The 17833-nt window shown below is 64.5% G+C and carries 21 protein-coding genes and 6 tRNA genes; 6 read left to right on the top strand and 21 right to left on the bottom strand.

All coding sequences use genetic code 11. The features are described from left to right. Position 1: 1 nt before the first annotated feature. The 6 genes from radA to hpnC all read right to left on the bottom strand — a co-directional run bounded on the left by radA (position 2) and on the right by hpnC (position 5736). Complete coding sequence (gene radA, locus C2I19_RS03350; protein ID WP_103901303.1) at positions 2–1363, bottom strand: DNA repair protein RadA; 1362 nt, start codon at positions 1361–1363, stop codon at positions 2–4. A 62-nt stretch (positions 1364–1425) separates the two neighbouring features. After that, positions 1426–1977, bottom strand: a complete 552-nt coding sequence (locus tag C2I19_RS03345) for a hypothetical protein (RefSeq protein ID WP_103901302.1) — start codon at positions 1975–1977, stop codon at positions 1426–1428. A 14-nt stretch (positions 1978–1991) separates the two neighbouring features. Continuing rightward, positions 1992–2747: an SDR family oxidoreductase gene (locus tag C2I19_RS03340; protein ID WP_103901301.1), complete on the bottom strand. Its 756-nt coding sequence runs from the start codon at positions 2745–2747 to the stop codon at positions 1992–1994. Then, complete coding sequence (gene hpnE / locus C2I19_RS03335) at positions 2744–4015, bottom strand: hydroxysqualene dehydroxylase HpnE (RefSeq protein ID WP_103901300.1); 1272 nt, start codon at positions 4013–4015, stop codon at positions 2744–2746. Before hpnE ends, C2I19_RS03340 begins: the two co-directional genes overlap by 4 nt. Beyond that, positions 4012–4857, bottom strand: coding sequence for a presqualene diphosphate synthase HpnD (gene hpnD / locus C2I19_RS03330; RefSeq protein WP_103901299.1), 846 nt, complete (start codon positions 4855–4857; stop codon positions 4012–4014). Before hpnD ends, hpnE begins: the two co-directional genes overlap by 4 nt. Positions 4858–4923: 66 nt before the next feature. After that, complete coding sequence (hpnC, locus tag C2I19_RS03325) at positions 4924–5736, bottom strand: squalene synthase HpnC (protein WP_103901298.1); 813 nt, start codon at positions 5734–5736, stop codon at positions 4924–4926. Positions 5737–5942: 206 nt separating this feature from the next. Here hpnC and C2I19_RS03320 point away from each other — a divergent pair. Next, positions 5943–6018, top strand: a tRNA-Ala gene (locus C2I19_RS03320). Between the two features lie 89 nt (positions 6019–6107). Here the strand turns inward: C2I19_RS03320 and C2I19_RS03315 are convergent. The 3 genes from C2I19_RS03315 to C2I19_RS03305 form a co-directional block, all read right to left on the bottom strand. Beyond that, entirely contained in the window at positions 6108–6875 is a 768-nt protein-coding gene (locus C2I19_RS03315; RefSeq protein ID WP_103901297.1) for an amino acid ABC transporter ATP-binding protein, read from the bottom strand. Beyond that, a complete protein-coding gene (locus C2I19_RS03310) occupies positions 6872–7552 on the bottom strand; it encodes an amino acid ABC transporter permease (RefSeq protein WP_103901296.1) in 681 nt (226 codons plus the stop codon). Before C2I19_RS03310 ends, C2I19_RS03315 begins: the two co-directional genes overlap by 4 nt. A 72-nt stretch (positions 7553–7624) precedes the next feature. Then, positions 7625–8389, bottom strand: coding sequence for an amino acid ABC transporter substrate-binding protein (locus tag C2I19_RS03305; RefSeq protein ID WP_103901295.1), 765 nt, complete (start codon positions 8387–8389; stop codon positions 7625–7627). Positions 8390–8693: 304 nt separating this feature from the next. Here C2I19_RS03305 and C2I19_RS03300 point away from each other — a divergent pair. From C2I19_RS03300 to C2I19_RS03280, 5 genes are all read left to right on the top strand, one after another. After that, positions 8694–8769, top strand: a tRNA-Ala gene (locus C2I19_RS03300). A 2-nt stretch (positions 8770–8771) separates the two neighbouring features. Then, positions 8772–8847 (top strand) — tRNA-Glu (locus tag C2I19_RS03295). A gap of 6 nt (positions 8848–8853) precedes the next feature. Further along, a tRNA-Ala gene (locus tag C2I19_RS03290) sits at positions 8854–8929 on the top strand. 66 nt (positions 8930–8995) lie between these two features. Further along, positions 8996–9071: transfer RNA gene (locus tag C2I19_RS03285), tRNA-Ala, on the top strand. A 104-nt stretch (positions 9072–9175) separates the two neighbouring features. After that, a tRNA-Ala gene (locus C2I19_RS03280) sits at positions 9176–9251 on the top strand. 105 nt (positions 9252–9356) lie between these two features. On the opposite strand, the gene flgJ is transcribed toward C2I19_RS03280, so the two are convergent. The 12 genes from flgJ to fliD all read right to left on the bottom strand — a co-directional run bounded on the left by flgJ (position 9357) and on the right by fliD (position 17806). Further along, positions 9357–10058 carry a flagellar assembly peptidoglycan hydrolase FlgJ gene (gene flgJ / locus C2I19_RS03275; RefSeq protein ID WP_233201092.1) on the bottom strand — a complete coding sequence of 234 codons (702 nt, stop codon included), beginning with the start codon at positions 10056–10058 and terminating at the stop codon, positions 9357–9359. Continuing rightward, entirely contained in the window at positions 10039–10464 is a 426-nt protein-coding gene (gene flgN / locus C2I19_RS03270) for a flagellar export chaperone FlgN (RefSeq protein WP_103901293.1), read from the bottom strand. The genes flgJ and flgN overlap by 20 nt, the downstream gene beginning before the upstream one ends. Beyond that, positions 10464–10718: a flagellar biosynthesis anti-sigma factor FlgM gene (flgM, locus tag C2I19_RS03265; protein ID WP_103901292.1), complete on the bottom strand. Its 255-nt coding sequence runs from the start codon at positions 10716–10718 to the stop codon at positions 10464–10466. Before flgM ends, flgN begins: the two co-directional genes overlap by 1 nt. 103 nt (positions 10719–10821) lie before the next feature. Then, positions 10822–11508 (bottom strand): Crp/Fnr family transcriptional regulator, encoded by a 687-nt coding sequence (locus C2I19_RS03260; protein WP_103901291.1) that lies wholly within the window; start codon positions 11506–11508, stop codon positions 10822–10824. Between the two features lie 198 nt (positions 11509–11706). Continuing rightward, positions 11707–12693, bottom strand: a complete 987-nt coding sequence (locus C2I19_RS03255; protein WP_103901290.1) for a flagellar motor protein MotB — start codon at positions 12691–12693, stop codon at positions 11707–11709. Between the two features lie 3 nt (positions 12694–12696). Next, entirely contained in the window at positions 12697–13560 is an 864-nt protein-coding gene (gene motA, locus C2I19_RS03250) for a flagellar motor stator protein MotA (protein ID WP_103901289.1), read from the bottom strand. Positions 13561–13576: 16 nt separating this feature from the next. Beyond that, a complete protein-coding gene (locus tag C2I19_RS03245) occupies positions 13577–14272 on the bottom strand; it encodes an RNA polymerase sigma factor FliA (RefSeq protein ID WP_103901288.1) in 696 nt (231 codons plus the stop codon). A gap of 4 nt (positions 14273–14276) precedes the next feature. Beyond that, a complete protein-coding gene (locus C2I19_RS03240; protein WP_103901287.1) occupies positions 14277–14711 on the bottom strand; it encodes a flagellar basal body-associated FliL family protein in 435 nt (144 codons plus the stop codon). A 28-nt stretch (positions 14712–14739) separates the two neighbouring features. Next, positions 14740–15765 carry a flagellar hook-length control protein FliK gene (locus C2I19_RS22225; protein ID WP_233201091.1) on the bottom strand — a complete coding sequence of 342 codons (1026 nt, stop codon included), beginning with the start codon at positions 15763–15765 and terminating at the stop codon, positions 14740–14742. After that, the gene (locus C2I19_RS03230; RefSeq protein WP_146056738.1) at positions 15762–16049 is read right to left on the bottom strand and encodes a hypothetical protein; all 288 of its coding nucleotides are present in this window, start codon (positions 16047–16049) and stop codon (positions 15762–15764) included. The genes C2I19_RS22225 and C2I19_RS03230 overlap by 4 nt, the downstream gene beginning before the upstream one ends. Then, complete coding sequence (gene fliS, locus C2I19_RS03225) at positions 16036–16428, bottom strand: flagellar export chaperone FliS (protein ID WP_103901285.1); 393 nt, start codon at positions 16426–16428, stop codon at positions 16036–16038. Before fliS ends, C2I19_RS03230 begins: the two co-directional genes overlap by 14 nt. A gap of 25 nt (positions 16429–16453) precedes the next feature. Beyond that, complete coding sequence (fliD, locus tag C2I19_RS03220; protein ID WP_103901284.1) at positions 16454–17806, bottom strand: flagellar filament capping protein FliD; 1353 nt, start codon at positions 17804–17806, stop codon at positions 16454–16456. Between the last annotated feature and the right edge of the window lie 27 nt (positions 17807–17833).

Below are 17833 nucleotides of genomic sequence, written 5' to 3'. Positions count from 1 at the left end.
TTCATTCCCTGCAGAATTCCACTGCCTGGTCCAGCCGGTCCACCGCCAGCACCTTCAGACCTTCTATTTCCTGGCGCGGCTTATTGGCCGACGGCACGATGGCGCGAGTGAAGCCGAGCTTGGCGGCCTCTTTCAACCGCTCCTGCCCGCGCGTCACCGGGCGCACTTCACCTGCCAGGCCCACCTCGCCGAACACCACCAGCTTCTCCGGCAGCGCCTTGTTGCGCAAAGATGAAACCATGGCCAGGATGATGGCGAGGTCGGCAGCCGGCTCGTTGATCTTGACGCCGCCCACCGCGTTGAGGAACACGTCCTGATCGAAGCAGGCCACGCCGCCGTGGCGGTGCAGCACCGCCAGCAGCATGGCCAGCCGGTTCTGCTCCAGGCCCACGGTGAGACGCTTGGGCTGGAAGCCGTGACAGTCGTCCACCAGCGCCTGAATCTCCACCAGCAGCGGCCGCGTGCCTTCCTGCGTCACCAGCACGCAGGAGCCGGCCACATCGTCTCGATAGGAGGAAAGGAAGATCGCAGACGGATTGGACACGCCCTTCAGGCCGCGGTCGGTCATCGCGAACACGCCCAATTCGTTGACTGCGCCGAAGCGGTTCTTGATCGCGCGTATCATGCGATAGCTGGAATGGGAGTCGCCCTCGAAATACAGCACGGTGTCCACCATGTGCTCCAGCACGCGAGGGCCGGCCAGCGAGCCCTCTTTAGTGACATGGCCGACCAGGAGCACGGTGATGCCGCTCTGCTTGGCCATCCGCGTCAACTGCGCCGCGCATTCGCGCACCTGCGACACCGAGCCCGGCGCCGAGGTCACCTGCTCGGTGTACAGCGTCTGAATGGAGTCGATCACCACCACCTCGGGCTGTTCGCGCTTCAGCGTGGCCAGAATATTCTCGACGCAGATTTCAGCCAGCAAATCCACTCGGCTGGTATCCAGCGCCAAGCGCGTGGCGCGCAGCGCGATCTGTTGCGCCGACTCCTCGCCGGAAACGTACAACACTTTGCGATTCTGGCCTATCTGGGACAAGGCCTGCAGCAGCAGCGTGGATTTGCCTATGCCGGGATCGCCGCCTATCAGCACCACGGCGCCGCGGACGATGCCGCCGCCCAGCACGCGGTCCAGCTCTTCAATGCCGGAGGGATCGCGCGGGGCTTCCTCGGTCTGCACCTCGGACAGTTTCTGCACCTTGGTGACATTGGCCGCCCAGGACTGGAAGCGCGGGCCAGCCGCGGCCGGCGCGGCCACCGCCTCCACCAGCGTGTTCCAAGCGTTGCAATGCGGGCATTGGCCCTGCCATTTCGGCGATTGTCCGCCGCACTCGGTGCAGCTGAAGACGGTTTTGCTCTTGGCCATCGGAGACGAAAACGGGAATCAAAGGCGCAAGGATAGCAGGAGCCGGCCCGGCGCGCCGCTCCTCAATTCTGCTGGGCGCGGTTGGGGTCGGCTTTGTTGATCTCGTTGATGATGTTCAGCAAGCGCTTCTGGTCCTGCTCGCCCTTGACCGCGCCCTTCGGCTTGCCGGTGCCATCCTGTCTATGCATAGCCGCCACCACCGCGGCCACTTCCGGATCGGTTTTGGCGGCGCGGTCCGCTTCCTCGCTGGTCAGCGGATGCGCGCCCGCCTCGCTGGATTTGCCGGCCAGAGGCCCGCCGGCGGGGGGAGCGCCGGCCGGCTTGCCCTCGCTCGTCATCGCGCCGCCGCTGGCGTCTGCCTGCTTTTCGGGCAAGGGCGGCATCGTCTCCAGCTTGTTCTTGGACATGTACTCGTTCATCTCGCGCCAGCCGGCGTAGATAAAAGCCTTGTCGGCATTGGGATTGCGCTGGTAGCACTCCTCCAGCGAGCGGCCGGTCTGGCGGCAGGCCGCGCCTATCGCCTTGTCCGAATCCTTGCTCAGGCCGGTCACGCTATTCACGTAATTGCAACCGCCCAGCGCCAGCATGGCGGCCAACAGCAACGATGTCCTCATGCTCTCTCCTTGTGTCAGCCGCGCGGCTTGCGCAGATCCAGCTCCACGATTTCGCCGCTGCGGCCCTGGCTGTCCCCGCTCATCCAGTACAGCAGATGCGGCATCAGATCGGCCAGATCGGCGCGCTCGCTCTTGTCCTCGCCCGGATGGGTACGGTTGCGTTGCGGCGAATTGACCGGGCCTGGCAGCATCAGGTTGACGCGCAGATTCGGGAACATCTCCCACTCGTCCGCCGCCACCTTGACCAGATAGGCCTGCCCGGCGCTGGACGCTCCGAAGGCGCCCCAGTACGCGGCCGGATACAGCGCGTGGTGCTCGCCGACAAACAGCACCGACGCGTCCGGAGCCTCCTTCAGCAGCGGCAGGCAGGCGCGGGTCAGCGCGAAACGCGCCACCGTGTTGATGCGGTACTGGTTCATCCACTCTTCAATGCCCTGGTTGGTCAGCGGCGACAGCGCGTAAAAGTGCGAGGCGCAGTGCAGGATGCCGTCCAGGCGGCCGAATTCGCGGTGTATCGTCAAGGCCAGATTGTTGAACTCGTTTTCGCCGGCGCTCAGCAAATCCAGCGGGATGGCGGCCGGTTCCGGCCCGCCGATGGCCACCACCTCATCGTAGACCTTCTCCAGCCCCCTGACGCTGCGCGATAGCAGCACCACCGACGCGCCATGGCGCGCGAAGGCCAGCGCCGCTTCGCGGCCTATGCCCTGCGAGGCGCCGGTTATCAGGATGACGCGCCCGGCCAGGGCGTCTTGCGCGAATTCTGTCTTCATTGTTCTATCCGTAAGTCCCGCTTCGCGGCGGCCGCCGCGGCCAAGCCGCTGCGCACCGCCCCCTCCAGTGTCGCCGGGTATTCAGGATGCGTCCAATCCCCGGCTAGATAAATCCGCGGCCACTTCGCGCGGACGCCCGGTCTGCTTAGACCGGTTTCGCTGGCGAAAGTGGCGCGCTTCTCCACGATGATCTTGCTTTGCGCCGGCTCGCCCAGCCACGGCGCCAGCCGCCGCGCGTCGGCCGTCACGGCGCGGATCAGCGCCTCTGCCGGCGGCAGCGCCTCCGGCGCGCTGATCACCGCCGCCAGCCAGCCGGTTTCCCCGCACAAGGCCTCGCGGTCGAACAACCAGTCCGCCGCGCCGCCGCTGACGCCCATCATGGGCGACGGCAAGCGAGGCGACTGCTCGAAACGCAGGTAAACGGTGGCGATGGGGCAATAGCGATACGCCGCCGCGCGCGCCGCCAACTCGGGCTCTTCGAGCAACGACTGGACATGATAAGGCGCGACCGCCGCGATCACGCCATCATACCGCACGCCGTCCACTTCCGGACTGCCGCCATTCAGCCGTATCGAGGCCACCCGTTCGCCCGCCCGCAAGGACGCGCCCCGCTCTCCCAGCCAGCGCCAGGCCGGCGCCGGAAACAGCTCGGACAGATCGACCGCGGGCAGCAACAAATCGCTGGATTCGCGGCTCGCGCCCAGGCTGTCGCGCAGCACGGCGGCCAATACCCGCATCGACGCCCGCTCCAACGGCGTGTTCAGGGCCGAAGCGACCAGCGGTCGCCAGAAATCCCGCCGCAACGCGGCGCTCTGTCCCTGCTCCGCCAACCAAACCTCCACGCTCACATCGCGCGCCAGCCTATAGCCGGTGTTCTGCAGACTGCGCAACGCGCGCGCCAGCCGCCATTTGTCCAGCCACGCCAAGCCATCGGCCAGCGCCAGGCCCAGCGCCACATGCAGCGGCGCCGGCAAACGCGGACAGCGCATGCGCAGCCCGCCTTCGCGCAACCATTGCATGGACAGCCGCCGCAATGCGCGCTCCGGCTCCACGCCGACCGTCCGCATCAGGCGCAGGCATTCTGCATAAGCGCCCAGTAAAATGTGCTGACCATTGTCAAACCTGTCGCCTTCTTTGCCGCCACGACGCGCGCGGCCGCCCGGCTCGCGGCCGGCTTCGTAGACCGTGACGTCGGCCTGGCCGGCCAGCTCCACCGCCGCCGCCAGCCCGGCCCAGCCCGCGCCGACCACCGCAACTCGCGGCTTCACGGCTGATAGCCGAAGGTCCAGGTCTTCCAGGCCAGCCACAACTTGCGCAAGGGCGTCAGCGACAAGCGCTGGTTCAGCACCTTGGCCGGGCCATCCAGCCGAATCTCCTCCAGCGTGGCGCGATAGATCGCCGCCATCAGGAGGCCGGGCCGCTGCGACTTGCGGTCGTCCGCCGGCAGCAGCTCCCAGGCCTTGCGGTAGTGTTCCTGCGCGCGCTCGATCTGGAAGTCCATCAAAGCCTTGAAGGCCTCGCTCTCCTCGTAATGCAGGATGTCCATGGCTGGGCAGTTGAAACGCTGCAGCTCTTCCATCGGCAGATAGATGCGGTCGCGCCGCGCGTCCTCGCCGACGTCGCGGATGATGTTGGTCAGCTGGAAAGCCACGCCCAGCTCATGGGCGTACTCCAGCGTGCGCTCGTCGCGGTAGCCGAAAATGCGGGCGGCCAGCTGGCCCACCACGCCGGCCACGCGGTGGCAGTACAGCAGCAGGTCCTGGTAGCGCTGGTAGCGCACCATGCGCAGGTCCATCTCCATGCCGTCAATGATTTCCTCCAGCTGCGATTGCGGCAACTCGAAGGCTTTCAGATGCGGCTGCAGCGCGCGCATCACCGGATGGTCCACCTGGCCCAGATAGGCGCGCCCGACCTCTCCGCGCCACCAGGCCAGCTTGGCCTGGGCCACGTTAGGGTCCTGGCACTCGTCCACGGCATCGTCCACCTCGCGGCAGAACGCGTACAGCGCGGTGATGGCGCGCCGCTTCGCCTCCGGCAGAAAGCGGAAGCTGTAATAGAAACTGGAACCGCTGGCCGCGGCCTTGTCCTCGCAATACTGATCGGGCGTCACACGCCTCTCCCCTGCTGTCGCCGGCCAAGCCGCCGGCATGAATTCCGTCGTCGGCGCCGCGCCGGCTCACTTGGCCCGGCACGCCCGCCACATCATATATATCCAGTCGCCGCCATTCAGTTTCGGCCGCTTGGCGAACACATCGCCCTCCGCCGCGCGCAGCTTGTACAGGATGCGCTCGCCGCCCATCACGATCAGCCGCAGCTCCAGCCCCAGGCGGCCGCGCAGCGTGCGGCCCAGCGGCGCGCCGGCCTGCAGCATCTTGCGCGCGCGCTCGATCTCGAACAGCATCAACGCGCGCCACCTGGCGTCGCAGCGGCCCGCGGCGATCTGCTCCTCGCTCACGCCGAAACGCGCCAGATCCTCCTGCGGCAGATACACCCGGCTCTTGCCCCAGTCCACCGCCACATCCTGCCAGAAATTGATCAGCTGCAAGGCGGTGCAGATGCCGTCCGACTGCGCCAGGCTGCGCGCGTCGGTCTCGCCGTACAGCGCCAGCATCAACCGTCCCACCGGATTGGCGGAGCGGCGGCAGTAATCCACCAGCTCGGCGAAGCTCTGGTAACGCGTTTTGGCCACATCCTGGCGAAAGGCGGACAGCAGATCGCGAAAGGGCTGCAGCGGCAGCGAGTGCTCGGCGATGGCCGCCGCCAGCGGCGCCATCAATGCGATAGCCGGCGGCTCGCCGGCCACGATGCGGTCAAGATCGGCCTCCAGCCGGTCCAGCTCTGCCAAGCGCTCGGCCTCGACGGCGTCGCCCTCGTCCGCCACATCGTCCGCATAGCGGGAGAAATGGTAGATGGCATGCACCGCGCGCCGCATCCGCCGCGGCAGCAAGATGGAGCCAACCGGGAAATTCTCGTAATGGCCTACCGACATCTGCGCCTCTTTAAGCCTGTTCCGGCCGCGGATTATAACCGAGGGCGGGCTGCAGCGTCCCGCGCGCGCGCTTGCAAGCCGCCGCCACGGGCAGACCTTCCGACTCGCCCTGAAAGTGATTTTTCACAATTCGCATCGCCAGGTATTTACAAGCGCGCCTGCCCCGCCTAAAATGTCCTTCACTGTGAACGCAGCGACATCCAACGGGGGGTATAGCTCAGCTGGGAGAGCGCTTGCATGGCATGCAAGAGGTCAGCGGTTCGATCCCGCTTACCTCCACCACTCGACTGCTTCACCAAACAAAAAAGCCTGCGCAAGCAGGCTTTTTCGCATTCCAGCCATGGCAGGCCGCCAAGCGGCGGCCCGTCCGGTCAGATTTGCACCAAATCCCTCGCCCCCGCCGTCAGCGTGGACACATACTCCGCCGTGCGCGACTCGCGCGGCGCGCCGAATATCTGCGCAGCCGGCCCCGCCTCAACGATGCGCCCATGCTCGAGAAACACCACGTCGCGCGCCACGCTGGCCGCCAGCCGCAGATCATGCGTCGCCATCAGCATGGTGACGCCCTCCGCCGCCAACTGGCGCAACACCGCCACCACCTCGGCAGCCAGCTCGGGATCCAGCGCCGAAGTCGGCTCGTCGCACAGCAGCAGCCTCGGCGAAGGCGCCAGCGCGCGGGCGATCGCCACGCGCTGCTGCTGGCCGCCGGACAACGTGGACGGCCAGGCGTCCGCCTTGTGGCTCATGCCTACCTTGTCCAGCAACTCGCGCGCCCTCGCCTCGGCCTTGTCGCGCGGCCAACGCTGCACAGTCAGCAGGCCTTCCATCACGTTCTGCAGCACGGTTTGATGCGGGAACAACTGGAAGTTCTGGAACACCATGCCGGTGACGCGGCGCGCGCGCAGAATCGCGTCCCGCGACAAGCGCCTGCCCGGCTCGAAGCGCAGCGCCTCGCCGGCCAGTTGCAATTCGCCGCCATCTGGCGTCTCCAGCAGATTGGCGCAGCGCAGCAAGGTGCTCTTGCCGCTGCCCGACGGGCCGATCAGCGCGGTGACGCCGCCCTCGGCCAGCTCCAGGCTTACCTTATCCAGCACCTTGTGGCCATCGAAGGATTTGACGATATCGCTGAGCTTGATCATGTCGCTGCTCCCACCGACGCCACATGGCGGTCAAAACGTTTTTCCAGGCGCTCCTGCATCCAGGTCAGCACCGTGCTCAACATCAGGTAAATGAAGGCCGCTTCCAGATACAGCATCAGCGGTTCATAAGTGGTGGCCGCGATGCGCTGCGCCGCCTGGAACATTTCCGGCACCGTCAGCACCGCCGCCAGGGAAGTATCCTTTACCAGCGAGATGAAGGAATTGGCCAGCGGCGGCACCGCCACCCGCCCCGCCTGAGGCAGGATGGCGCGGCGCATCGCCTGCGACCAGCTCATGCCCAGCGAATAAGCCGCTTCCCACTGCGCCTTGGGCACAGAGGCGATGGCGGCGCGTATCACTTCCGAGGTATAGGCCCCGACATTGAGCACGAAACCGAGCAAAGCCGCCGGAAACGGGTCAAACACGATGCCGACGCGCGGCAACCCGTAGAAAATCACGAACAGCTGCACCAAGAGCGGCGTACCGCGAACCAGCCAGGAATAGCCGCGTACCAACAACACCAGGGGACGCGGCCCAAACAGCCGGATCAAGGCCACCAGCAAGCCCAGCGCCAGCCCGCCGGCGAAGGACAGCAAGGTCAGCGGCACGGTAAAGACCGCGCCGGCGTAAAGTAGCGACGGCAAGGAGTCCGCCATCAATTGCAACCACTGAGGCATCCGCCCTCCACTCATTTCCAGTCATCGGGAAACCATAACGCGCCGCACAAGGCGGCGCGCGCAAGCTCATGCTCAGCGCGACACGTCGGCGCCGAAGTATTTCTGCGAAATCTTCTGATACGTGCCGTCAGCCTTGATCGCCGCCAGCGCCTTATCCACGGCCGCCTTCAACTCCGGATTGCCCTTGCGCAGCAGCACGGCGGACGCTTCTCCGCTAACCTCGGTGGCAGCCACTTTCAGACGGGAATTCGGCTGCTTCTTCTTGAAGTCGAGGAAAGACAGGTTGTCGTTGATGGTGGTTTCCACGCGGCCGGATTCCAGCAGCGCGACAGACTCATTGAAGCCCTGGGTCGGCACCACCTCGGCGCCGTAGCGCTGCGCGATCTTGCCGAAGTTGCTGGTCAACGTATTGGCCGACTTGCGACCCTTCAAGTCTTCGAAGCGCTTGATCTCGCGATTGTCGTCGCGCACCACCAGCACAGCCTTGGACACGATGTATGGCGCGGAAAAATCGTACTTGACCTTGCGCGCATCGGTCACGGCCACTTCATTGATCACCACATCGTAGCGCTTGACGTCCAGACCGGCGATGAGGCCGTCCCACTTGCCTTCCACGAATTGCGGCTTGACGCCCAGCTTCTTGGCGATAGCCTGGCCGATCTCGACATCGAATCCCGTCAACTCGCCGGAAGCGTTGTGATAGGTGAACGGCGCGTAAGTGCCTTCAGTGCCAATCTTCAATACGCCGGCCTTGCGGATATCCGCCAGATCGTCGGCATGCGCCGCGGCAGAGGCAAGCGCCAGTCCCAAAATCAGCGAGGCGTTCAGTTTGTTCATTGTCGAATCTCCATCATTGCTTGATCGCGCCCGGCGCAGTCCGCCGGCAATGGGCACACCTTAGCAGGCCCCAACTTAGAACTGCAAGGAATAATATATTAAAAACATATTCCATTTATTGACCATCACCACGCAAACAGGCCCCCTGGCACGCCGCGCGACATGCTCTTCAATCAAAATGAGTAATTCTCAGGATTTATCGAAATATTTTCACAAACTGCTTGCATAGCCAAATTGGCCCATGTATAGTTCGCCTCCTGTCGAGACCTAACGGTCGCCGCGGACGCGGAATCGACGGACTTGTGGGGGTATAGCTCAGCTGGGAGAGCGCTTGCATGGCATGCAAGAGGTCAGCGGTTCGATCCCGCTTACCTCCACCAAAGTCCCCATCGTCTAGAGGCCTAGGACACCGCCCTTTCACGGCGATAACCGGGGTTCGACTCCCCGTGGGGACGCCAAAATCTGGGGGTATAGCTCAGCTGGGAGAGCGCTTGCATGGCATGCAAGAGGTCAGCGGTTCGATCCCGCTTACCTCCACCAGAATACAGTTTAGGCAGCAAAGCGCTCGGAATCCGCCAATTTCCGATCGCAAAATGGTTTTATCGTGGGGGTATAGCTCAGCTGGGAGAGCGCTTGCATGGCATGCAAGAGGTCAGCGGTTCGATCCCGCTTACCTCCACCACTTACAATTCGTCAGGACACTCGTCCCCACCGTTCAAAATTCCAGGCCATAGCCCTTTCATAGCGGCAAGCAAGCCTGGACATGCGTGGAGACGCCAGCATACTGGGGGTATAGCTCAGCTGGGAGAGCGCTTGCATGGCATGCAAGAGGTCAGCGGTTCGATCCCGCTTACCTCCACCAGTCAAAAGCCGAAATCTTACGATTTCGGCTTTTTTATTTTTATTTTTCAAAAAATGGCATAAATGAAAATCGGCGCCATCGCGCCGATACGCCAACCCGACTCGCTCAGGCGCCTCGCCGCAATCGTCCCACCAACGCGGTCAACTTATCCGCGTATTCCGGATCCGTGGCATAACCCCCATGAGCCAGCGCCCGCGCGAAAGCCTGTGCGTCGCCGCCAACCCCCAACGCGGCGCGGTAGCGGGGGCTCTCCGACAAAAGACGCGCGTAATCATCGAAAGCCGCTTGATAGTCAGGATACGCGCGAAAAGACTCCACGCGCGATTGCCGCAAGCCGCCCGCAAATTCCGTCGTCAGCGCCGATGCCGCCTCGCCGCGCCAGCGCGAGTCCGCCTTGACGCCGAACAGATTATGGCTATCGCCGCCGTCAGCCCGCTTCAAAGGCTTGCGCCCCCAGCCAGACTCCAGGGCGGCCTGGGCCAATATGATATCCGGCGCCACGCCCAGCCGCGCGCCCGCCGCCTGGGCATAGGGCCGCATTTCATCCAGAAAAGCCTGCTGCTCGGGCCCGGCCGCCGCCAACGGCACCCCGGCCTGCGGCGCTCTCGCGAAACGCCAGGCCTCCGGCGCCAACTGCGGCGCGCCGCCCGGCTCGCCGTTGGCGATGAAGCGCTCCACCTCGGCGCGCACGCCGGAAAATTGCTCGGAAAAGCCCGCGCCCTCGCCAGGCAAACCCAGCGGCAAAGCCACCGCATCCGCCGCCGGCGCGGCAAAGCCGCCCATGCCCTCACTGCGCAAGGTAAACATCGGACTCCCCCACCAACACCCGCTGCAGCAACTCGCGCCGCTGCTGCAACAAATGGCCGTTGCGCAGATTGGATTCGCGGCACTCCGCGATCAAGCCGCGCAATCGCTGCCAATGCGCGCCGGCCTGATCGCGCAAAGCCGGCGGCAAAACCGCCAGCGCGGCAGTCATCGACGCTTCGGCGCCCGCCGGAAGCAGGCCGCGCACCAGCTCCAGGCGCGCGCGCCGGCTGCGCTCCAGCCTGACGCACGATTCGGCTATCTCATCGGCGCTCATCGCCAAAGCGGCTGCGTCATGCTCCAACGCGGCGCGGAATTGCGCCTCCAGCCGCGCCAACAGGCGCTGATATTCCGTCAAGTCTTCCGCTATCGTGCCGAACAACTGGCGATAAGCCTGCCTTTTATCCATCAGCGGCCGCCGTGATACTGCTCGATCAGCCCAGCCAGGCGCTCCGGATTGAAGCGCACCTCGCCGCGCGCGAGCGCCGCTCGCACCTCCGCCACCTTGGCCTGGTCGATTTCCGGCATGGACTGCAGACTGGCGGCAGCCGAAGCGGCTTGCGCGGGAGCGGCGGCCGCTCGCGGCGCGGCCGCGGGGCGATTATCCGTCTTGACGACGCCCGCCGCCTCGCCGCGGCGGGAAGAATGGGATGTGATTTGCATCTGAATGCCTGCTGTCCGTATTGCGGTGAATACCGATACAAGGCGACGCTGACGCGCCGAACTTAAGCGCCGAAGCGGAATCTCCGCCCGGCGCGAGACCGCGTCAGAAGTTTTCCGGCAGCATCTTCAGCACCACGATGCGGCGGTTCTCCACTCGAATGTAATGGCCATAGACCAACTCCTTCAAGATCCGCGCCACCATTTCGCGCGAGGAGCCGATCTGATCGGCGATTTCCTGCTGCGTCAGCTGCTTGCGCAGCATCAGCACGCCATCTTGCTCCACCAGCATCTGATTGATCAGAATGCGTACCCGGCCGTACACGTCGAGCAGGGCGAGATTGCGCGCCAGCGTGGTCATATGGCGGACCAGAGAAACCAGGTAGCGCATGATGCTGCCGCGCACCTTGTCGCAATCGGGCAAGCCGTCTTCGCTGCCGAACAGCGCGCACAGCCTAGTGCGGGAGAATTTCAGCAATTGACTGTCCTCGTCCGCAACCGCGCTGCTATTGCGGATATCGCCGTCGACAAAAGACTCCATGCCCAGCATGTCGCCAGGCATGGCCATCTGCAGCACATAGCGCTTGCCGGCCGGACCGGCCACGCAGGACTGCATGCATCCGGAGAGCAATAGATAGACTTCGTCGGAAGCCTCCCCCTCCGCATACAGGCTATCCCCTCTGCCCAGGCGCACCGCTTCCGCCTCGGACAGCGCGCGCGTCATGCTCTCTTCCGTCAAATGACCAAACAGCGGCGTCTGCCGCAACATCTGCGTTGCTTGTTCTTGTTTCATCTCGGTAACACGTCCCCGACCCCTGGCGCAAAATGCCTTGGTCATTATTTGACTTTTATAATATGTGAGATGACTCACATAGCGTTATTCTTATCAAAAACGGTAATATTGTAAATAATTTACTTAAAATTTGCGTGAAATTCTAACAAAAAAAAATCCTTGCATAGCAAGGATTTTTATGGCCAGAAGGATTTCGGCTTAATGCATGCCATTCGTCCCTTCGCGCAACGCGCGCAATTCGCTTTCGCCTGGCAGCGCGCTCGCCACGCCTGGAATCGCAGTCGCGCCCTTCCCTTGCGCGCCGTACATCGCCACCACGGCTTGCGCCTGGCCAGATGTCAGAATCAGCAGTTCGATGCGGCGATTGAGCGCGGCGAGCGGATGCGCGGCATCCAGCGGCGCCCGGTCCGCCATGCCGACAACTTGCAACACGGCGCCGCCAGCCAGGCCGCCCTGCAACAAATGCATGCGCGCCGCCATTGCCCGATTGCTGGACAAGGACCAATTGGACAGCGCGCCGAAACCCGCGCTGTGGTACTGCGCCGCATCGGTATGGCCCACCACCAGAATGCGGTTGTCTATTTCGCCCAGCATGGCACCCATCCGCTGCAGCAAGTCGCGAAACCGCGGCTCAACGATGGCGCTGCCGCGCTCGAACATGCCCTGTTTGTCGGTATCATGCAGCGTCACGCGCAAGCCATAAGGCGTGACCACGGTCTGTAGATTGCTCTCCAGGCCGGCTTGCCGGCTCATGTCGGACAACTCGGTCGCCAACTTGCGCAGATCCGCTTCGCTGTCATAGCTGCGGCGCATCACTTCCGGCTCATCATCCAACGTGCGCTTGTCGGTATTCCTCACCGCCGACTTGCTGGCCGCCCGGCTGCCGCTCTGTCCCGGAACCGGGTCGCGCGGGATCAGGCTGCCCGGCGGATTGCCCAGGTGGTCTATCTGTCGGCTGGCGCCCTCCATCATCGGCTTGCCGCCGGAGGCGCTCAGCAATTGCTGCAGATTTTCCTGATCGCGCGCCGCCAGCACCCATAGCACCAGAAACAGGCACATCAAGGCCAATACGAAATCGGCGAACGCGACTTTCCACGCGCCGCCATGCGGCTCCTCGGAATGCCGGCGCGACACTTTCTTGATCACCGCGCTTTCATGGGCGTCCTTGTTTTTCAACGGCGCCATCGCTTATACGCCTTCCAGCGCGTTGATCCAGGACTCCAGCTGGGAGAAGCTGGGCTTGGTGTTCAGCTGCACCAGGCGGCGGCCGGCGTCGATGGCCAACAAAGGCGGCTTGCCGGACACATGCGTGGTCAGGACCACTTTGACCGATTCGAAATTGGACAGTTCTTCCTTGACCAACTGGTGCATCACATTGGACAGCGGGTCCAATACGCCGTAGCAGAGGAAAATGCCGATGAAAGTGCCCACCATGGCCGCCGCCACGCTCTCGGCGATTTCGCCGGCGCTGGCGCCCTGGCTGACGGTGTTCATCGCCATCACGATGCCCAGCACCGCGGCCAGGATGCCGAAGCCCGGCATGGCTTCGGCGATCTTGTGCAGGGATTTGGACGGCTGGTTCAATTGCTCATGGATCGCGTCCAACTCCTGGTCCAGCACGCCTTCCAGCTCATGGGCGTTGATCTTGCCCATGGCCATCAGGCGGAAGTTGTCGACGACGAAGGCCAGCAGCTTGGGGCTTTCCAGCACCAGGGGGTAGCGGTTGAACAGCGGACTCTGCCGCGGCGCCTCAACGTGCTGGTCCAGCGCCTTCAGGCCGCGGCTAGCGGTGATCAACAGCTCATACATCAGCAGCAGTTGCTGACGCTGGAACTCGGCGCCCTGCTTTTTGCGCAGCACCGCGCGCTTGATCTGGCCGCCCATCTCCTTCAGCACATGCGGGGGATTGCCCAGCACCACGGCGCCCAGCGCCGCGCCGCAGATGATCAGCAGCTCGGTCGGCTGCCAGATGATGGACAACACGCCGCCATGCAGCATGAAGCCGCCGAAAACGCAAACCAGCACGATCACAATGCCCAACAATTGCTGCATGAGGATTTTCCTTGCTTCAGGCCGCCATCAGACAGGCCTGCATTTTTTTCAGGGCGCTCTTGTTGATCTGGCAGATGCGGGCTTCGGTCAGCTCCAGCACCGCCGCGATCTCCTTGAGACTCAGTTCGAATTCGTAATACAGCTGGATCACTTGCTGCTCTCGCTCATTGAGCGCGGTCAGCGCGCGCGCCAGCTCGCTCTGACGCTCCAGCCTGACCTCGGGCGAAGCCTCGCCCGCCAGCTCCACCCCGGACGCCACCATTTCGTCGAAGCTGGCCATCGCCTCCGCGTTTTCCGCCAGCAGCGCCTCGCGGTAGGCGTCCGCGTCCACCCCCAGCAAAGACATCGCTTCGGCTTCGGATGGCTCTCGTCCGAGATTGCGCCGTAATTCGCGCAGCGCGTCCCGCATGCGGTGCGCCTCCTGCCGCACCGAGCGCGGCCGCCAGTCCAGCCGCCGCAACTCGTCCAGGATGGCGCCGCGGATGCGCAGCATGGCGAAGCCGGCGAAGCGCTCGTCCGGCTCCCCGCCGTAGCGGCGCAGGCAATCCAGCAGCGCCATCAGGCCGATCTGCTCCATGTCCTCGCGATCGAACACGCCGTCGGCCTGGCTGGATAGCTGGCGCGCCGCGCGTTTGACCAGCGGCGCGTAGGCGAGCAGATGCCGGCTCTCGTCCGCCGCCTGCGTGGGAAGTGCGTAGCTTTCGGCGTACATCGCGCTACTCGATGATCAATTTGCCCACCATCACCTCGCTGAAGGGCTGGGCCCCCTGCTCGCGCGCATACGCGGCGCGATAGGCCTTGCTCAGCAGGCTTTGGTAGTCGTCTATGCTCAGCGCGCCGGCGCGCTCGCGGTTCAGCTGCGACAAGGCTCGAACCGCCACGCTTTTCAGCAGCGGCAATTGCTCCTTGAGCCTGGCCTCGCCGTCCGGCGCGCAGCGGAACACCAGGTCCACCGCCATATAGCGCGGATCGCCGCCTTCCGCGCGCAGCATCACCACGATCTTGTCCAAGGTGACATAGCGGTAGTCGACCGGCTTGGGCGGCTCGGCCGCGGCGTGAGCGCCGCGCTGGAAATACCACCAGCTCCCCACGCCGGCACCCGCCGCCAGAACAGCCGCCAACGCAGCCGCGATCAGGGTCTTGCCATTCATCTCTTTACCTCTTCAACCCTTCAATCCTTCAACCCTGATCCAGCGAAAAGCCTTCCGCCTCCCGCCATCCTTCCCGCGTCAAAGCCCGTCCCGGCTCCTCGCGCGCTTGCTGCTCGCGGCCATGGCGGCCGCCTTGGCCATGGCCTGAAGGCATGCCCTCCCGCACTTCCACCGCCACCTGGGTGTACTGTCGCCCGCCCAGATCCTGACGCAGGGCGTCGCCCATATTCTGCAGCTGGCGCACCACCTCGCCGTGCGAAGCCGTCAGCTCCACCGTCAGCGCCCCGGCTTGGTGGCGGATGGCGATCTCCAAGGTGCCCAGCGACGGCGGGTCCAAGCGCAGCGTCGCCCGGTCCATGTTCTGGCTGGACAGCACTTGCAGCCGCTCGCCCAGCGCCGCCTGCAATTTGCCGCTCCAGCTTTCCGGCTGGGCCGGCGGCAAAGCCAGGCTGAATCCATCCGACAGCCTGGCAGCGTCGGCCAAATGCGCAGCCGCCGGCGCCAGGGGCGCGGCCAAAACCGGCGCCGCGGCAGACGGCGACGGCGCCAGCTCCGCCAGTTGCTGCGCCAACTCCTTGGCGGAAACCGGCGCAAACTGCGCGGACGGCAAAACCGGCGCCGCCGCGCGCGCGTTCGAGGGCGACCCATCGCCGTCGATCCGAGCCTGAACCGGCTCGGACGGCGCCGAGCCCTGCGGCAGCCATGCCTGCCACAGCGCGGATGGCTGCATCGCCGGCATCAAAACCAGGGGATCTGCCTGCCGCTGCGGTTCATCCGCCTCTCGCGCAGGCTCCGCCTGCGCTTTCGCTGGCTGCGCGGCGGCGACATTCCGCGGCCCGCCCTCCCCGCCCCGCGCGGGCGCCTCTGCCGCGGACGGAATAGCTTGTCGCGCCGGATCGGCAGGCGCCATCTGACTGGCTTGCAGCAAAACATCGAAGAAATCCGCGGCGGACGCGTCATCGCCCCGCGGCAGATCCTCCTGCCCCGGGGCGATGGCCTCGTCCGACAAAGCCGGCAAACTGGTCTGGATAGACGGCGGCGCCACTCTGCTCATGCTTGCTCCCATTCACTGAATTGCGCGTAGGCCAGCTGGCCTTCGCGCTGCTGGCCGATAGCGGCCAATCGGTGCCGCAACGCTTCCAGCTCGGCGCCGCTGCGCGCCAGCGCGGCGCGGTAGGCCTCGGCCAACGCCGCCCGCTCTTCGCGGCTCCAGCCGCCGTCCGGCGTCGCCAAACCCTCTCGCACGCGCCGATCCAGCGCGGCCAGCGCCGCCCAATCGCGGCGGGCGCCGGCCTCCGCCATAGCCTGGCAGCAGCTTGCCGCTTCAGGCCGCGGCATGCTGGTCCCGCACGCCTACCCAGCCGCCCTTCAGCGTCAACAGCAGCTTCTCCGCCTCATCCAGCGCCGCGCCGTCCAGCTCCGCGCTAGCCTGGTACAGCCGGTGGGCGCAGTAGTCGTACAGCCGCGCCAGATTGGCCACCACCTCGCCGCCGGACTCGAAATCCAGCGCGCTGGACAAGCCGTTGAGGATATTGATGCACTTGCTGATGCTCTCGCCCTTCTGCTCGTAGCGGCCATGCTCCAGATGGCCGCGCGCGCGCGCGATCTCCTCGAGCAAGCCGTCGAACAGCACCAGCACCAGTTCCACCTGGCTGGCGGCGTGAGTCTGCGACTCCAGGTTGACCGCGTGGTAGTTGCGGTAGGCTTCGTAATCCACTTTCTTGATCCCGCCTGTCTTGTAATCAGTTGGAGTTGAGCATGCCCAGCGTCTGGTTCATCTGGTCTTGCATGCTTTGCAATTTGCTGAACTGGGTCAGGTAGCGTTGGTATAACTGCTGGTATTGCTGCTGCAACGCGTCCTGCCTGTTGTTCAAATCCTTCGTTTCGCGGCTCGCGCTGTCCTGGCGCTGCTTCAGCATCCCGCTGCTGAAGTTCAGCCATTTATCCAGATAATCGCCGCTCTGCTTGAGCGCGCCGGTTTTGCTCGCGCTGCTGTTGAAAAAGCGGTCCAACGCATCCGGCGCGGCTTGCAGCGTGGTGGACAGCTTTTTGCTATCCAATGTCAGCGTGCCGTCGCGGCTCGCGGTGATGCCCAACTGCCCCAAAGTGATGCCGTCGAATGACTGGCGCAGCAAATTGCCCAGCTGGCTCTGCAGGCTGCGCACGCCTGAATCGTCGCCCAAGGCGCCGGCGGCATTGCCGTTCACGCCAGGCTGAGTGAGGCTGCCCAGCGCCTTGTAGGCTTTGTTGTATGCATCGATGAAGCTCTGCACGTTCGCGGTCGTGTCATTGTCGCTGCGGTTCACCGACACTTGCAGCGGCGCGTCGCCATCCTTCATCGCCTTGTTGACGGTCAGCGTGACGCCGCTGATATTGGTGAAGGTATTGGATGCCTGCTGCATGCGCACGCCGGTGCCCTTGCCGCCCAGCCACACCACGGCGTCCTGCGCCGCGGTCAGCGTTTGCGAAGTGGACAAGCCGCTCTTCAGCCCGGCGTCGCTCACCTGGCTCAGGTCCAGCGAAATGGCGCCGGACTGGCCGGTCTTGCCGGAAGACAGCACCAACTGGCTCGCGCCGTTATTGTTCAGCACCATGGCGTTGACCTTGCCGCTGTTGCCGCTGGCGCGGTTGATCGCCAATGCCAATTCGGTGACGGAAAGCTTGCCGTCGCCGTCCTGATCCGCTCCATTCATGGCGACATCGAAGCTGCTGCCGCCAGCCAGCTTGACCGTGAATTTGTCGCTGGCCTGGGCCGTGGCGGTCGATAAATCGCCCATCGCCAGTTGCTGGGCCGTGGCGGTCTGCTCCACGAACAGGCTGTAGCTGCCCGGCTGGGCATTGCCGGCGGCGCTGACCGTGGCCACGCCGTCCGGACTGGCCGTGGCGCCCATCGCCGCCAGGCTCTTCTTGCCGGTCAGCGTGGTCAGGCTGCCCTTGTAGTCCTGCAGCGCTTTCTGCAACTGGCTCAAAGCGTCGCTGCGCGCCTTGGCGTCCTTGGTTTGGCTGTCCAGCGCACTCTGCATGCCGCTCAAGCTGCTCTTGGCCAGATTGTCCGCCCAGGTGCTGGGCGGCATCGCGTTGAAATCTATCGCCATCGCTATCCCTTTCGTCCGCTAATCAAT

Origin of the sequence: Chromobacterium alticapitis (assembly GCF_002924365.1) — a bacterium.
Lineage (GTDB): Bacteria > Pseudomonadota > Gammaproteobacteria > Burkholderiales > Chromobacteriaceae > Chromobacterium > Chromobacterium alticapitis.
The sequence above is the reverse complement of the archived record's forward strand: the minus strand, read 5'-3'. Positions and strand labels throughout refer to the sequence as shown.

Excerpts from the sequence above, each read along its gene's own strand:
- flgJ (WP_233201092.1), bottom strand. The coding sequence starts at position 10,058 with ATGTTTACCTTGCGCAGTGAGGGCATGGGCGGCTTTGCCGCGCCGGCG.
- C2I19_RS03305 (WP_103901295.1), bottom strand. The coding sequence starts at position 8,389 with ATGAACAAACTGAACGCCTCGCTGATTTTGGGACTGGCGCTTGCCTCT.
- C2I19_RS03315 (WP_103901297.1), bottom strand. The coding sequence starts at position 6,875 with ATGATCAAGCTCAGCGATATCGTCAAATCCTTCGATGGCCACAAGGTG.
- fliD (WP_103901284.1), bottom strand. The coding sequence starts at position 17,806 with ATGGCGATAGATTTCAACGCGATGCCGCCCAGCACCTGGGCGGACAAT.
- C2I19_RS22225 (WP_233201091.1), bottom strand. The coding sequence starts at position 15,765 with ATGAGCAGAGTGGCGCCGCCGTCTATCCAGACCAGTTTGCCGGCTTTG.
- motA (WP_103901289.1), bottom strand. The coding sequence starts at position 13,560 with ATGCAGCAATTGTTGGGCATTGTGATCGTGCTGGTTTGCGTTTTCGGC.
- C2I19_RS03340 (WP_103901301.1), bottom strand. The coding sequence starts at position 2,747 with ATGAAGACAGAATTCGCGCAAGACGCCCTGGCCGGGCGCGTCATCCTG.
- radA (WP_103901303.1), bottom strand. The coding sequence starts at position 1,363 with ATGGCCAAGAGCAAAACCGTCTTCAGCTGCACCGAGTGCGGCGGACAA.
- C2I19_RS03260 (WP_103901291.1), bottom strand. The coding sequence starts at position 11,508 with ATGAAACAAGAACAAGCAACGCAGATGTTGCGGCAGACGCCGCTGTTT.
- C2I19_RS03240 (WP_103901287.1), bottom strand. The coding sequence starts at position 14,711 with ATGAATGGCAAGACCCTGATCGCGGCTGCGTTGGCGGCTGTTCTGGCG.
- C2I19_RS03230 (WP_146056738.1), bottom strand. The coding sequence starts at position 16,049 with ATGCCGCGGCCTGAAGCGGCAAGCTGCTGCCAGGCTATGGCGGAGGCC.
- flgN (WP_103901293.1), bottom strand. The coding sequence starts at position 10,464 with ATGGATAAAAGGCAGGCTTATCGCCAGTTGTTCGGCACGATAGCGGAA.
- flgM (WP_103901292.1), bottom strand. The coding sequence starts at position 10,718 with ATGCAAATCACATCCCATTCTTCCCGCCGCGGCGAGGCGGCGGGCGTC.
- C2I19_RS03255 (WP_103901290.1), bottom strand. The coding sequence starts at position 12,693 with ATGGCGCCGTTGAAAAACAAGGACGCCCATGAAAGCGCGGTGATCAAG.
- hpnC (WP_103901298.1), bottom strand. The coding sequence starts at position 5,736 with ATGTCGGTAGGCCATTACGAGAATTTCCCGGTTGGCTCCATCTTGCTG.
- C2I19_RS03345 (WP_103901302.1), bottom strand. The coding sequence starts at position 1,977 with ATGAGGACATCGTTGCTGTTGGCCGCCATGCTGGCGCTGGGCGGTTGC.
- C2I19_RS03245 (WP_103901288.1), bottom strand. The coding sequence starts at position 14,272 with ATGTACGCCGAAAGCTACGCACTTCCCACGCAGGCGGCGGACGAGAGC.
- C2I19_RS03310 (WP_103901296.1), bottom strand. The coding sequence starts at position 7,552 with ATGCCTCAGTGGTTGCAATTGATGGCGGACTCCTTGCCGTCGCTACTT.